We start from the raw sequence: 13,334 nt of genomic DNA on the forward strand, positions 1-13,334 counted from the left end.
CCCTGGGCTCCGGCGTTCGGCGTTTCACGGGGTCTGGTCGGGACTACCGCCGGGCGAGGGCCGCCCGGACCGCCGAGGCGAACCGGAGCGGCGCGGTGGCGTGGGTCTGGCGGAAGCCGAGCGAGGGCTCGACCAGTTCCAGCTCCAGCAGCAGCGGCGCGCCGTCGGCGCCCGGGATCAGGTCCACCCGCGAGTAGAGCAGGTCGTCGCGGCGCAGGCCGGTCAGCGCGGCGGCGGCGTCCATGACGTCCTCGGCGACCCGGCGTTGCGCGGGTGAGGGCGCCGCGCCGGACAGGCGTTCCACGATGTACAGCCCGGACTCGTCGAACTCCGCGTCCGGCGTGAGCATGGCGCCCTTGGTGAACGCGTGCGAGTACTGGCCGCCCAGGAACACCATCGCGGTCTCGCCGACCGAGTCCACGTGCGACTGGTACGGCTGCACGAGCGCGGGCGCGCCCAGGGCGTCCAGGTGCGCGGCGGCGGTCTCGTGGTCGCCGGCCGCGACGCGCAGCGCGCCGCGCGAACCGGCGCCGACGGTCGGCTTCACCACGAACTCGCCGTCCGGCCAGTCGGTGAAGCCCGGCCCGGCCACCGCCGTCGGCACGACCGGCACGCCGTGGCGCGCGAGCTCGACCAGGTAGGTCTTGTCGGTGTTCCACCGCACCACCGACGCCGGGTTCACCAGCGCGGGCTCGGCGTCGCACCAGGCCAGGAACTCCGGCAGCCGCTCGGTGTAGTCCCAGGTGGACCGCAGCACGACCAGGTCGGCCGACGTCGGCGTGCCCCACGCCGTCCACGACGCCTGCACGCCGACGTCGGCGAGGGCGTCCACCAGGGCGTCGTCGTCGCCGTCGCCGGAGGGCAACGTGTCGCAGGTCGCGAAGAGGACCTTCACCGGCCGGCCATCTTGCGCCGGTGCGCCGCCCCGATCTTCACCGCGGCCGTCGTCTCGCGGTCCCACTCGTGCCGCTCCAGGTCGGCGACGGCCTCGACCAGCGCCTCCGCCGACGCCACGTCCGGTAGCACCACGTCGCCCATGGCGCCGTCGTCACCGACCAGCACGACCCGCGCGCCCGCCCGCCCGACGTTCTGCACGACCGCGCGGGCGGGCTTCCCGTGCGCGGCCACGAACGCCGTCGCCGTCCGCACCGCGCGCCCGATCTTCTTGTCCTCTGCCACGTCGCCCAGACTAGAACCAGCCGGTAACTTCCGCGCACGTGACCGCACTCACGACATCGGCGAAACAGCGTCACCGGGTCGCCTCGCAAGCACTTCCCGGGCCCCGCTGCCGATCAGGAAGCCATCCGTGACGCACGTGCGCGTGTCGACCTCCATCACGATCACCGAGCCGGGCTCCAACGGGACGACCCGGCTCACGGTCGCGCGTTCACAGGCCTGCAAGCTCCTCGCCCGCCAAAGCCGCGACAGTTCCGGATGACGGAGCAGGCGCTGTGGTCGGACCGAGCCGAGGAATCGCATCTGATTCGTCCAGCTACCCGCGATGTGAACGTGATCGCACACTCCGACCGGATGCCGGTGCGTCCGTGACTCGAACCCCCGCGCGATCAACACGCTTTCGACGTACGGGACACAGGCGCGGCCCGCTTTCTGCGCCCAACTGAGTTGCGACGCCCCGCTGCTGCCGGTGGACGCCGTGAAGTGCAGGCTGCCGTCGCCGTCGAACTGACCGGCGAGATAGCCCGCCTCCCAGGTCCGATCCGGTTCCCAGGTAGCGAGGAAGTAGACCTCGTGGCCAGGCCGGAGGTCTGCGGCGGCGACCCACCTCGTCCGAGGCTTGACGGCAGAGCGCACCAGGAACCCGTGGTCGGGTGGGACAACGGTCGATCCGCGTGACGTCTCGACCCGCACCCGGTCCGTGGTGCGCTCGTGCGTCGCGGCGACGACACCCGTCGAGAAGTGGCGGTGACGTGCGCGAGAAGGGGCACCCTCGTCGAATGTGACCAAACGCGCGCCGGGCGTGATCCCCTGCACCGGGAGCCATTCCAGCTCCGCGGTGAGCACGCGGCCGGCCGGCGCACCGCTCGATCGTGACGAGCGCATGTCCGACGTTTCCGACATGGGTGAATCATCGAACTGCCGTTCGAGCGCACGCAAGATCACCTTCGGGTGACTCCAAGCGTCAACGGGCAATTCCCCACGGCATTTCCACCGCCTCCCGGACCGCTCGCTCGCGGGGTAGCTTGCGGGTCGTGACCGATACCCCGAACCTCACCCACCTGGTCGAACAGTTCCTCGCGTGGCACTTCGACCGCAACCCGGGCACCGCCGCGATGTTCGGCTCACTCGCCCACGACCACACCCTCGGCGATTTCAGCGCGAGCGCGTTCGCCGAATACGAACGCGGCGCGGACGCGTGGCTCGACCGGTTCGCCGCGGTCCGCACCGACGACCTCCAGGGCTCGGTGGACCGCGACCTCGTCATCTCCGTGCTGCGCGGCGTGCGGGCGAAGGCGACGTGGCCCTCGTGGCGGCGCGACCCGTCCGTCTACACCAGCGCGGTGCTGTACCCGTTGTTCAGCGCGTTCCTCAACCGGCTGCGACCGGAGCCGGAGCTGGTGACGAGCGTGGTGAAGCGGCTGGCCGAGGTGCCCGCCGTGCTGGCCGCGTGCCGGGCGAACCTGGACCCGGGGCTGGCCTCGCCGAAGATCGTCAAGCGCGCCGCCGACCAGGCGCGCACCGGCCGGGCGTTCCTCACCGCCACGCTGCCCGCCGAGGTCTCCGACCCGGCGCTGCGCGCGGAGCTGGCGGAGGCCGCCGAACCGGCCGCGCGGGCGTTCGACGAGCTGGCGGAGTTCCTGACCGGGTTCGCCGACCGCACCGAGGGCGACTGGCGGATGGGCGAGGGGCTCTACTCGACGCTGCTGCGCGAGCAGGAGGTGCTGGGCTACGGCGCGGCGGAGCTGCACGAGCGGGGCCGGGCCGCCTACGCCGAGCTGGACGCCGAGATGCGCGAGCTGGCCGGGTCGGACGACTGGCACGCGGTGATGGCGTCGTTCCAGGACGACCACCCGCCGACGCCGGAGGCGATGCGCGCGGAGTACGAGGCGGAGACGCGGCGGGCGCGGGCGTTCCTGGTCGAGCACGGCCTGGTGACGTTCGCCGAGGGCGAGGAGTGCCGGGTGGTGCCGTCGCCCACGTTCCAGCGCCCGGTCCTGTCCGTGGCGTCCTACATGTCGCCGCCGCCGCTGACCGACCAGCGGACGGGCCACTTCTTCGTGCCGTTCCCGCCGGACGGGTTCACCGCCGAGCAGACCACCCAGCGGCTGCGCACCAACTCCCGCGCCCAGCTGGCCACCATCGCGGTGCACGAGGCGTACCCCGGTCACCACTGGCACCTGTCGTGGCTGGCCGCGCAGGACCGGCCGGTGCGCAAGGTGTTCCGCACGCCGTACTTCTCCGAGGGCTGGGCGCTGTACGCGGAGAAGCTGCTGCGCGAGCACGGCTACTTCACCGCCGAGGTGGTCGGCGACGCGGCCAAGGCGCGGGCGCAGGAGTTGGCGCACGTCGAGGCGCGGCTGTTCCGCGCCGCGCGGATGATCGTGGACACCGCGCTGCACTGCGGCGACATGACCGTCGAGGAGGCCGAGGAGTTCATGACCACGAAGGCGTCGCTGACGCCCGGCACGGCCACCGGCGAGGTCAGCCGGTACTGCGCGTGGCCGACGCAGGCCCCGTCGTACCTGACCGGCGCGTTGGAGATCGAGCGCATCCGGTCGGAGTTCACCGGCTCGTTGCGCGAGTTCCACGACACCATCGCGGGCGCGGGCGCGTTGCCGCTCGGCCTGGCGCGCAAGGTCGCTCTCGGCAGGTGAGACGGACGCGGGGGACGGCGATCGGTCGTGGAACAGACCGGCCGCCGCGGCGGTTGGCGTACTGACGTACGAACAGAGCAATCAGGAGGACGCACGATGCCCAAGGCAGTGGTGGTGCGCGCGACCGGTGGGCCGGAAGCGCTGGAGATCGCCGACGTGGAGGCGCCCTCGCCCGGCCCGGGCGAGCTGCTCGTGGACGTGGCCGCCGCCGGGGTGAACTTCATCGACTGCTACCACCGCGAGGGCCGCTACCCGCTGTCGCTGCCGTTCGCGCCGGGGCTGGAGGGCGCGGGCCGGGTGAGCGCGGTCGGCCCGGACGTCGCCGGGTTCGCGGTGGGAGACCGCGTGGCCTGGGCGCAGGCCCTCGGCAGCTACGCGGAGCAGGCCGTGGTGCCGGTCAAGGACGCGGTGCCGGTGCCCGAGGGCGTGGACGACGACACGGCGGGCGCGCTGCTGCTCCAGGGCTTGACCGCGCACTACCTCATCGCGTCCACGTACCCCGTGCAGAAGGGCGACACGGTGCTCGTGCACGCCGCCGCGGGTGGTGTGGGGCTGCTGCTGGTGCAGTTGGCCAAGGCGCGGGGCGCGCGCGTGATCGGCACGGTGTCCACCGAGGCCAAGGAGGCGTTGGCGCGCGAGGCCGGCGCCGACGAGGTGATCAGGTACGACCAGGTGGACTTCGCGCCCGAGGTGCGGGCGCTGACCGACGGCGTGGGCGTCGAGGCGGTGTACGACGGCGTCGGCAAGACCACGTTCGACGGGAGCCTGGCGAGCCTGAAGCCGCGGGGCATGCTGGCGCTGTTCGGCGCGTCCAGCGGCGCGGTGCCGCCGTTCGACCCCCAGCGGCTCAACCAGGCGGGCTCGGTGTTCCTGACCCGGCCGTCGCTGGGCGCGCACGTGGCCACCCGCGAGGAGTTGGAGTGGCGGGCCGGTGAGCTGTTCGCCGCCGTCGTGGACGGTTCGCTGACCGTGCGGATCGGCGGGCGCTACCCGCTGGCCGAGGCACGGCGGGCGCACGAGGACCTGGAAGCCCGCCGGACCACCGGCAAGCTGCTGCTCGTGCCCTGAGCCCGACACGCGGAAGGGCGGTCCCGGTGCGGGACCGCCCTTCGTCACGTCCGGGCGCGGCTCAGCCCGCGACCTTGACCGCGTCGACCACGAAGATCAGCGTCTCGCCGGGCTGGATGTCGTCCTTGCCCTCCGGGTAACCCTTGTCCGACGGCACGACGAGCAGCCGGCGACCGCCCTCCTTGAGCCCGATCAGGCCCTCGTTCCAGCCCTGGATCACGTTGGCCTGGCCGATGTTCGCCAGCTGGAACGGCTCGCCGTTGTCCCACGACGACTCACGGGTCCGCTGGTCGCGGAACGTCGCCAGCACGTAGTGCAGCTCGGCGGTGGAGCCGGGCTTGATCTCCGCGCCGGTGCCCTCCGTCAGGTCCTCGACCAGCAGGCCGTCCTGCGGCGTGCAGCCGGTCGGGACGGTGATCGTCGGCTTCTCCCCCGCCGCGCCGGTCACCTGGTACTGCGCCACCTCGCACGGCGGGCCGCTCGGCTCGGGCAGGTCGGCCTCGGTGGGCTGCGCCTCGGGCTGCGCGGCGGTCGCGGACGGGGTGTTGGTGAGGGTGGACGGCCGGTCGCTAGCGGTGCACGCGGTCAGCGCCAGACCGGCGGACAACAAGGAGACGAGAGCCAGGGCCGTACGGCCGACAGTACGCATGGTTGCCGAGCTTAGGGTTCACGCCCGCTGGGCGCGCCGGGGCCCCACCGGCAGGCCCAACGCCGATCACGGTGCGCTGTCGTCGATCTTCGAAACAATCCGCAAATGTGCCACTAATTACCGCTTCCGCAGTTGCGTACTCGCGCGTACAGTAACTCCGCGCACTTGATCGCATACCGAGAGCATTCGGCCGTTCGAGTGCCCACCAAGGAGGTGACACCGTGTCCGCGGAGCCGAAGGGCATCCGCAGCAACCTGTTACAGGAATTGTTCTGGACCAGAACAGGGCTGCTCCTGCTCAGCCTAGTCGTCACTTCCGGCAGCGCTCTGGCCATTTCCAGCGGAATGGATCAAGGAGCGCTGCGCACGTTCCTCACGTCGGTCGGCACCGGCACGTTGATCTCCGCCGTGGTCGGTTTCGGGCAGACGTTGATCACCAGTTCGGCCGCGCAACGGGCGCTGATCACGCCGGTCGTGGAGGAGAGCCGCCGGGCGCTGCGCGACCTCACCACCGAGTACCGGGCCCTGGACCGCGAGTTCTTCCCCACTCACGTGTTCGAGCCGACCGCACGGCCCGACCCGGCCTTCAACCAGGTCATGATGCAGGACCTCGAACGCACCCGGCTGTACGTGTTCCGCGGCTTCGCGGGTCGTTACGCGGCGGGCCGACTGCTGCTGTCGCAGACGGAGTGCGAGCTCAGAGCCGTCCTGGCCGATCCACGGGACGACGACGCGATCAGCGGGCGGGCCCGGTACCTGCTGCGCAACGAGGGCGTGGACGGCGACTACGACGCGATCGCGGCGCGGTTGCGCGAGCAGATCTCCATCGGCCTGGTGGGCCTGTTCCTGGCCCGCGGCCGGTGCTCGCGGATCGACCTGACGATCGTGTCCGACCCGCCGTTGGACCGATTGGAGCTCTTCGACGACAGCGTCTGGCTCACCCTCTACAGCAACACCAGCGCGGGCGTGATCCGGCTCTACCCGCGCACGGTGCGGTTCTCGGAGGGCTCGTTCATCTACGGGATGGAACGCGCCGAGTTCCTGCGCATCAGCAATTCCAAGGCAGGGCTCCACATCGTCATCACACCGGGCACCAGTCGGGCGGACTTCCTCGCCCTGTTCGAGAAGATCACCGGCAACCCGCTCACCGAGGACGGGTTCCGATCGCTCGAGGAGAAGTTCCACCGATTCCGCAAAGAATTCTCCGCCTCCGCTCAGCTGGGGAGCTGATAAGTCGTGCTCACCGAGTTCACCGGGTTCTCCGCCCTCGCGGAGCTCGCCACGCTCATCGCCGTGGCCGACCCCCCTGTCGTCGACCACTGGGGACACGTCGAGAGGCGTTTCCAGGAGTGGGCGGGCCGACCCGGCCTGCGGGAGAGGCTGCGCGGGCACCTGCGCGCCCTCTCACCGCAGGACGAGATGCGCGTGGCGGCCAGATCCCGCGAGACGACGACCCACTTCGCGTGGTGCCTGCGGGACGAGCCGGCCGAGCCGTTCACGTTCTGGCTGCACGAGTACAAGCCGCAGCAGGACTGGCGACCGGGCTACGCCGACTCGATCCACAACCACCGCTACCACTTCTGCACCACCATCGTGTCGGGCTCCTACCTGCACGAGCGCTTCACCGCGGACGTGGCCGACGACGGCCGGCAGATCGTGTCCACCACCCTGCTGCGCAGCGCCGAGGCCCACGAGGGCTCCTCGGGCACGATGCTCGCGCACGAGTTCCACCGCATCCCGAAGGCCGCCGACGACACCATGACGTTCCTGGTCAAGTCGCGCGCGGTCAGCCCGTGGAGCCTCAGCTACGACCCCGACACCCGGACCAGCCACCGGCACGTGCCGGTCGAGGCGAGGTTGGAGGACCTGACGAACAACCTCTAACCCGCGCCAAGGATCTTCGCGCGCCCCTACCATCGGCCCACCCGGCACGGGAGGGTCCAATGAGTACGGTCACGAAGGCAGTCACGGCGCGGGCGATCTCCGAGGTGGAGGGCGAGGTGTGGCGACTGTGCCGCGACCTCGCCGCGAAACTGCAGTTCCACGGCTGGCACCACGTCAGCTTCGTGCGGGACAAGGCCGTCCACTTCGCCCGGCGCAACGGTTCGGACGTGTCGCTGGTCGAGGTGGCCGCCCTGGTCCACGACGTGAACTACATGGTCCGGCGCAACTCGCTGCCGGTGGACGGCCGGAAGCTGCGGCTGGACATCCTGGCGCGCGCGGGCGTGCCGGACGAGGTCGCGGCGCGGGTCGACGCGGTGGTCGAGGAGGCCGAGATGCGCACCCGCCACCGCGACATCTCGCTCGAGGCGCAGGCGCTGTCCGACGCGGACACGCTGTTCAAAGCGCTGCCGGTGACTCCGGTGGTGCTCGCGCCCAAGTACCTCGAAGAGAACGGGATCACACTCAAGGAGCTGGCGCACAAGATCGTCGGCGAGCAGCAGGGCAAGCACGACGAGGGGTACTACTTCTACGACCCGGAGGCGGCGGCCACCTACTCGCGGTGGGCCACGGCCAACCTGGAGCTGTGGTCGTGCATCGTGGAGTCACTGGACGACCCCACCGTGAACGAACTGCTGTCGGCGGTGTCCTAGGGCTGCCCTAGGCCGCCTTGTCCCAGACCACCAGGTCGAACTCGAACACGGCCCCGTCGATCATGACCACCACCAGTCGGGCCCACCGCCCCTCCGACGTCTCCACGCACAAGGCGGAGCCGTGCGCGACGTCGTCCAGTCCGACGGTGGTGACCGATTTCGCGGCGGTCGTGCAGCTCCGGTACGACGGCGGCTCTTCGAGGACGACGAGGTGCCCCGCCTGGAGTCCTTTGTCGAAGGTGAGGTCGGTCTGCGGCGTCCGGTAGTCGGACAGGCCGCCGTTCTCGGTGGTGAGGTCGAAGTCGATCGAGGTGCCCGCGGTCAGCCTGATCGACTCCGTGCGGAACGCGGCCGGGGTCGCCCCGTCCTGGGCCGCCCCGTCCCGCGGTGCGGCGGGACGGAGTTCCAGCCAGCCGAGCACACCGGCCATGACGACGCCCGCCACCGTGACCACGACGGCCGGCACGAGCCCCTTGGCCGTGCGCCGCGGGCGGCGGCTCCACCGGTAGAGCAGCCCGACACCCAGCAGCGCGACGACACCGGCCGCGATCAGCCCCAGCGGAGCGAGGTTCCGGAGGCCACCGACCAGCGACAGGAGCAGGGCGGCCACGCTCGCGACGCCGCCGAACACCTGCCAGCGGTCCACGGTCGCCTTGTCGAAGGACCCCCGGTCGGGCGGTGTCCCATCCCCCTGCACGGACATGGGGATCAGGCTAGCTATCCGCAAATATGCGGAAAGTGCATCAAGCTCAGAACGGCCAGCCCAGGACCGGCAGCCCGATCACCGCGTCCACGGCCAGGCCGCAGAACACGAGCATCAGGTACAGGTTCGACAGGTGGAAGAACTTCATGGTGTTCGTCGACCCGCCGCGCCGCACGACGCCGTGCAGCCGGTGGGCGAACACGGCGAACCAGATGCCCGAGGCGGCCGCGATAGCGACGTAGATCCACGACGTCACCGGGGCCAGCAGCAACGTGCACGCGACCGTGATCCAGGAGTAGATGACGATCTGCCGCGTGACCTGCTGCGCCGTCGCCACCACCGGCAGCATCGGCACGCCGGCACGCGCGTAGTCCTCCTTGAACTTCATCGCGAGCGCCCACGTGTGCGGCGGCGTCCAGAAGAAGATCACGCCGAACATCACCACCGCGGGCCACGCCACCGTGCCGGTCACCGCGGACCAGCCGATGATCACCGGCATGCAGCCGGCCATGCCGCCCCAGATGACGTTCTGCGAGGTCCGGCGCTTGAGCACGAGGGTGTAGACGAAGATGTAGAACAGGATCGTGGCCACCGCGAACACGGCCGACATGAGGTTGGTGGTCAGCCACAGGAACCCGAACGACACGACGCCGAGCACGATGCCGAAGATCAGCGCGTTGCGCGGCGGGATGCTGTCCTTCGCCAACGGCCGGGTGCTGGTGCGCTTCATCACCGAGTCGATGTCGGCGTCGATGTAGCAGTTCAGCGCGTTCGCCGAGCCCGCGGCCAGGGTGCCGCCCGCCAGGGTGCACGCGATCAGCCACAGCGGCGGCAGACCGCGGGCGGCCAGGAGCATCGCCGGGATGGTGGTGATCAGCAGCAGCTCGATCACCCGTGGCTTGGTCAGCGCGACGTACGCGCCGACGACCTGCCGGGGCGACCGCGCCGGAGCCTCGGTGACGGCACTCATGGCGTCGCGCTCCTCGTCAGGTCAGGGGGTGGACCGATGGTAACCGCGTGTTGCCCGAGCAGCCCCTTCGGGTACTCCCTGAACGCACCAGCCCTGCCTGTGCGTACACCCACAGAGCGTGAGTGCCACGGGCGTCCGCTCGTCGGACTAGGCTGGCCGGCGGACCTTGGTAGCCGCGGATCGGGCCTGACGGGATCGATTAAGTTCACGCCGGCCGTCACAACCGCCGCCTAGTGAGTTTGGAGCTGGAAGTCAGTGTCCGTCACCGATGACATCGCCCGGTTGACCGAAGCCCACCTGCCCGAAGATTGGACCGACCTCGACAAGCGCGCGGTGGACACCGCCCGCATCCTGGCCGCGGACGCCGTGCAGAAGGTCGGCAACGGCCACCCCGGCACCGCCATGAGCCTCGCGCCGCTCGCGTACACGCTGTTCCAGCGGGTCATGCGGCACGACCCGGCCGACGCCGACTGGATCGGCCGCGACCGGTTCGTGCTCAGCGCGGGCCACTCCAGCCTGACGCTGTACGTCCAGCTGTTCCTCAACGGCTACGGCCTGGAGCTGGACGACCTCAAGGCGCTGCGCACGTGGGGTTCCAAGACCCCCGGCCACCCCGAGCACCGGCACACCAACGGCGTGGAGATCACCACGGGCCCGCTGGGCCAGGGCCTGGCCTCCGCCGTCGGCATGGCGATGGGCGCGCGCCGCGAGCGCGGCCTGTTCGACCCGGACGCGCCGGTCGGGCAGAGCCCGTTCGACCACCACATCTTCGTGATCGCCTCCGACGGCGACATCGAGGAGGGCGTGACGTCCGAGGCGTCGTCGCTGGCGGGCACCCAGAAGCTGGGCAACCTGACCGTGATCTACGACGACAACAAGATCTCCATCGAGGACGACACGACGATCGCGCTGTCCGAGGACACCGCGAAGCGCTACGAGGCCTACGGCTGGCACGTGCAGGTCGTCGAGGGCGGCGAGAACGTCGCGGGCATCCTCGAGGCCCTGGAGAACGCCAAGGCGGAGACCGAGCGGCCGTCGTTCATCCTGCTGCGCACGATCATCGGCTTCCCCGCGCCGAACAAGCAGAACACCGGCGCGGCGCACGGCGCGGCGCTGGGCGCGGACGAGGTCGCCGAGGTCAAGCGCATCCTGGGCTTCGACCCGGAGCAGACGTTCGAGGTCTCCGACGAGGTGCTGGAGCACGCGCGTTCGGTGATCAAGCGCGGCGAGGCGGCCAAGTCCGAGTGGCAGAAGTCGTTCGACGCGTGGGCCCAGGCGAACCCGGAGCGCAAGGCGCTGCTGGACCGCCTGCTCGTGCGCGGCCTGCCCGAGGGCTGGACCGACGCGCTGCCGTCGTGGGAGCCGGACCCGAAGGGCGTGGCCACCCGCAAGGCGTCCGGCGAGGTGCTCAACGCGCTGCGCGACGTGCTGCCGGAGCTGTGGGGCGGCTCGGCCGACCTCGCGGAGAGCAACAACACCACGATGAAGGGCGCGGACTCGTTCGGCCCCGAGTCGATCTCCACGAAGATGTGGAACGCCAACCCGTACGGCCGCACGCTGCACTTCGGCGTCCGCGAGCACGCCATGGGCTCGATCCTCAACGGCATCGCGCTGCACGGCCCCACCCGCCCGTACGGCGGCACGTTCCTCGTGTTCAGCGACTACATGCGCCCGGCGGTCCGGCTGGCGGCGCTGATGAAGTCCGCGGTCACCTACGTGTGGACGCACGACTCCATCGGCCTCGGCGAGGACGGCCCGACGCACCAGCCGATCGAGCACCTGGCCGCGCTGCGCGCCATCCCGGGCCTGACCGTGCTGCGCCCCGGTGACGCGAACGAGACCGCTGCCGCGTGGCGTGCCGTGGTCGAGAACCCGACCGGTCCCGCTGGCATCGCGCTGACCAGGCAGAACCTGCCGGTGCTCGTCGGCACCAAGGAGAAGGCCGCCGAGGGCGTCGCGCGCGGCGGCTACGTGCTGGAGGGCGAGGGCGAGCCGGAGCTGATCCTCATCGCGACCGGCTCGGAGCTGCAGATCGCGGTCGAGGCCCGCAAGGTCTTCGAGGCCGAGGGCGTCGCCGCCCGGGTGGTGTCCATGCCGAGCGTCGAGTGGTTCGACGCGCAGGACAAGAGCTACCAGGAGCAGGTGCTGCCGTCGTCGGTGAAGGCGCGCGTGGTGGTCGAGGCGGGCATCGCCCAGCCGTGGCACCGGTTCGCGGGCGACACCGGCGAGATCGTGTCCATCGAGCACTTCGGCGCCTCGGCGGACTACCAGACGCTGTTCCGCGAGTTCGGGTTCACGACGGAGAACGTCGTCGCGGCGGCCCGCCGCTCGCTGGCCCGGACCAAGTAAGAGACTTCAGGGGAGTTGACGAGATGAGCACCAATCCGCTGGCCGCGCTCAGCGACGCGGGCGTGTCGATCTGGCTGGACGACCTGTCCCGCGAGCGGCTGAACACCGGCAACCTGGCCGGCCTGATCGCCGACCAGCACGTGGTGGGCGTGACCACGAACCCGACGATCTTCGCCGCGGCCCTCGCCAAGGGCTCGGCCTACGACGAGCAGGTGCGCGAGCTGGCCGCGCGCGGCGCCGACACCGACGCCGCCGTCCGCGAGATCACCACCACGGACGTGCGCAACGCGTGCGACCTGTTCCGCGACATCTACACCGCCACCGACGGCGTGGACGGCCGGGTGTCGATCGAGGTCGACCCGCGGCTGGCCAACGACACCGAGGCCACCGTCGCCGAGGCGCTCGACCTGGCCAAGGCCGTCGACCGGCCGAACCTGCTGGTGAAGATCCCGGCCACGGTCGAGGGCCTGCCCGCGATCACCCGGGTGCTCGCCGAGGGCATCAGCGTGAACGTGACGCTGATCTTCTCCGTCGAGCGCTACCGGCACGTGATGGAGGCGTTCGTCGCGGGCCTGGAGCAGGCCAAGGCCAACGGGCACGACCTGCGCGGCATCCACTCCGTGGCGTCGTTCTTCGTGTCCCGGGTGGACAGCGAGATCGACAAGCGGCTCGACGCGCTGGACACCCCGGCGGCGACCGCGCTGCGCGGCAAGGCGGCCATCGCGAACGCGGTGCTGGCCTACGCGGCGTACCAGGAGACGTTCGCCGGCGAGCGCTGGGAGGCGCTGGCCGCCGAGGGCGCCCGCGCGCAGCGTCCACTGTGGGCGTCCACCGGCGTGAAGGACCCGCAGTACTCCGACACCCGGTACGTGGACCAGCTCGTGGTGGCCGACACGGTCAACACGATGCCGGAGAAGACCCTGCACGCGGTCGCCGATCACGGCAAGATCGAGGGCGACGCGGTCACCGGCCGCGCGGCCGAGGCGCAGGAGGTCTTCGACGGGCTGGTCGAGGTCGGCATCGACCTGGACGACGTGTTCGTCGTGCTGGAGACCGAGGGCGTCGACAAGTTCGAGAAGTCGTGGGCCGAACTGCTCGACACGGTGACCGGACAGCTGGACCAGGCCAAGGCCTGAGAGCCGAGAACGGACAGAGCCGAGAATGGGACA

Annotated in this window: 13 protein-coding genes; 7 read left to right on the plus strand and 6 right to left on the minus strand. The window is 70.8% G+C overall.

All coding sequences use genetic code 11. The features are described from left to right. Nucleotides 1-43 precede the first annotated feature (43 nt). From LNK82_RS23410 to LNK82_RS23420, 3 genes are read right to left on the minus strand one after another with little or no spacing between them, the layout of a single operon-like run. On the minus strand, nt 44-895 hold the full coding sequence (locus LNK82_RS23410; protein ID WP_230569138.1) for an ATP-grasp domain-containing protein: 852 nt from the start codon (nt 893-895) through the stop codon (nt 44-46). Further along, nucleotides 892-1,179, minus strand: a complete 288-nt coding sequence (locus LNK82_RS23415; RefSeq protein WP_230569139.1) for a hypothetical protein — start codon at nt 1,177-1,179, stop codon at nt 892-894. Before LNK82_RS23415 ends, LNK82_RS23410 begins: the two co-directional genes overlap by 4 nt. A 48-nt stretch (nt 1,180-1,227) precedes the next feature. Continuing rightward, nucleotides 1,228-2,121, minus strand: coding sequence for a Hint domain-containing protein (locus LNK82_RS23420; RefSeq protein ID WP_230569140.1), 894 nt, complete (start codon nt 2,119-2,121; stop codon nt 1,228-1,230). Between the two features lie 89 nt (nt 2,122-2,210). On the opposite strand from LNK82_RS23420, the gene LNK82_RS23425 reads away from it, so the two are divergent. Beyond that, nucleotides 2,211-3,833 (plus strand): DUF885 domain-containing protein, encoded by a 1,623-nt coding sequence (locus tag LNK82_RS23425; protein WP_230569141.1) that lies wholly within the window; start codon nt 2,211-2,213, stop codon nt 3,831-3,833. Nucleotides 3,834-3,929: 96 nt separating this feature from the next. Further along, nucleotides 3,930-4,901 (plus strand): quinone oxidoreductase family protein, encoded by a 972-nt coding sequence (locus tag LNK82_RS23430; protein WP_230569142.1) that lies wholly within the window; start codon nt 3,930-3,932, stop codon nt 4,899-4,901. A gap of 61 nt (nt 4,902-4,962) precedes the next feature. Here the strand turns inward: LNK82_RS23430 and LNK82_RS23435 are convergent, their stop codons facing one another. Further along, nucleotides 4,963-5,550: an FKBP-type peptidyl-prolyl cis-trans isomerase gene (locus LNK82_RS23435; protein WP_230569143.1), complete on the minus strand. Its 588-nt coding sequence runs from the start codon at nt 5,548-5,550 to the stop codon at nt 4,963-4,965. Between the two features lie 221 nt (nt 5,551-5,771). On the opposite strand from LNK82_RS23435, the gene LNK82_RS23440 reads away from it, so the two are divergent. The 3 genes from LNK82_RS23440 to LNK82_RS23450 are packed head-to-tail and all read left to right on the plus strand — an operon-like array spanning nt 5,772 to nt 8,143. Further along, complete coding sequence (locus LNK82_RS23440; protein WP_230569144.1) at nt 5,772-6,779, plus strand: hypothetical protein; 1,008 nt, start codon at nt 5,772-5,774, stop codon at nt 6,777-6,779. A gap of 6 nt (nt 6,780-6,785) precedes the next feature. After that, the gene (locus LNK82_RS23445) at nt 6,786-7,433 is read left to right on the plus strand and encodes a hypothetical protein (RefSeq protein ID WP_230569145.1); all 648 of its coding nucleotides are present in this window, start codon (nt 6,786-6,788) and stop codon (nt 7,431-7,433) included. 59 nt (nt 7,434-7,492) lie between these two features. Then, nucleotides 7,493-8,143: an HD domain-containing protein gene (locus tag LNK82_RS23450; protein WP_230569146.1), complete on the plus strand. Its 651-nt coding sequence runs from the start codon at nt 7,493-7,495 to the stop codon at nt 8,141-8,143. A gap of 7 nt (nt 8,144-8,150) precedes the next feature. Here the strand turns inward: LNK82_RS23450 and LNK82_RS23455 are convergent, their stop codons facing one another. Beyond that, nucleotides 8,151-8,846, minus strand: coding sequence for a hypothetical protein (locus LNK82_RS23455; RefSeq protein ID WP_230569147.1), 696 nt, complete (start codon nt 8,844-8,846; stop codon nt 8,151-8,153). A 46-nt stretch (nt 8,847-8,892) separates the two neighbouring features. After that, the gene (locus LNK82_RS23460) at nt 8,893-9,816 is read right to left on the minus strand and encodes a heme o synthase (RefSeq protein ID WP_230569148.1); all 924 of its coding nucleotides are present in this window, start codon (nt 9,814-9,816) and stop codon (nt 8,893-8,895) included. A 255-nt stretch (nt 9,817-10,071) separates the two neighbouring features. Between LNK82_RS23460 and tkt the strand changes: the two genes are divergently transcribed. Further along, the gene (gene tkt / locus LNK82_RS23465) at nt 10,072-12,165 is read left to right on the plus strand and encodes a transketolase (RefSeq protein WP_230569149.1); all 2,094 of its coding nucleotides are present in this window, start codon (nt 10,072-10,074) and stop codon (nt 12,163-12,165) included. Nucleotides 12,166-12,188: 23 nt separating this feature from the next. Then, entirely contained in the window at nt 12,189-13,301 is a 1,113-nt protein-coding gene (gene tal / locus LNK82_RS23470; protein ID WP_230569150.1) for a transaldolase, read from the plus strand. Nucleotides 13,302-13,334 lie beyond the last annotated feature (33 nt).

The organism is Saccharothrix luteola, assembly GCF_020859565.1.
In the GTDB taxonomy this organism is placed as follows: domain Bacteria; phylum Actinomycetota; class Actinomycetes; order Mycobacteriales; family Pseudonocardiaceae; genus Actinosynnema; species Actinosynnema luteola.

What these genes read in the sequence shown, in the direction of transcription:
- LNK82_RS23430 (WP_230569142.1), top strand. Translation starts at nt 3,930, where the DNA reads ATGCCCAAGGCAGTGGTGGTGCGCGCGACCGGTGGGCCGGAAGCGCTG.
- LNK82_RS23435 (WP_230569143.1), bottom strand. Translation starts at nt 5,550, where the DNA reads ATGCGTACTGTCGGCCGTACGGCCCTGGCTCTCGTCTCCTTGTTGTCC.
- LNK82_RS23450 (WP_230569146.1), top strand. Translation starts at nt 7,493, where the DNA reads ATGAGTACGGTCACGAAGGCAGTCACGGCGCGGGCGATCTCCGAGGTG.
- LNK82_RS23455 (WP_230569147.1), bottom strand. Translation starts at nt 8,846, where the DNA reads ATGTCCGTGCAGGGGGATGGGACACCGCCCGACCGGGGGTCCTTCGAC.
- LNK82_RS23460 (WP_230569148.1), bottom strand. Translation starts at nt 9,816, where the DNA reads ATGAGTGCCGTCACCGAGGCTCCGGCGCGGTCGCCCCGGCAGGTCGTC.
- tal (WP_230569150.1), top strand. Translation starts at nt 12,189, where the DNA reads ATGAGCACCAATCCGCTGGCCGCGCTCAGCGACGCGGGCGTGTCGATC.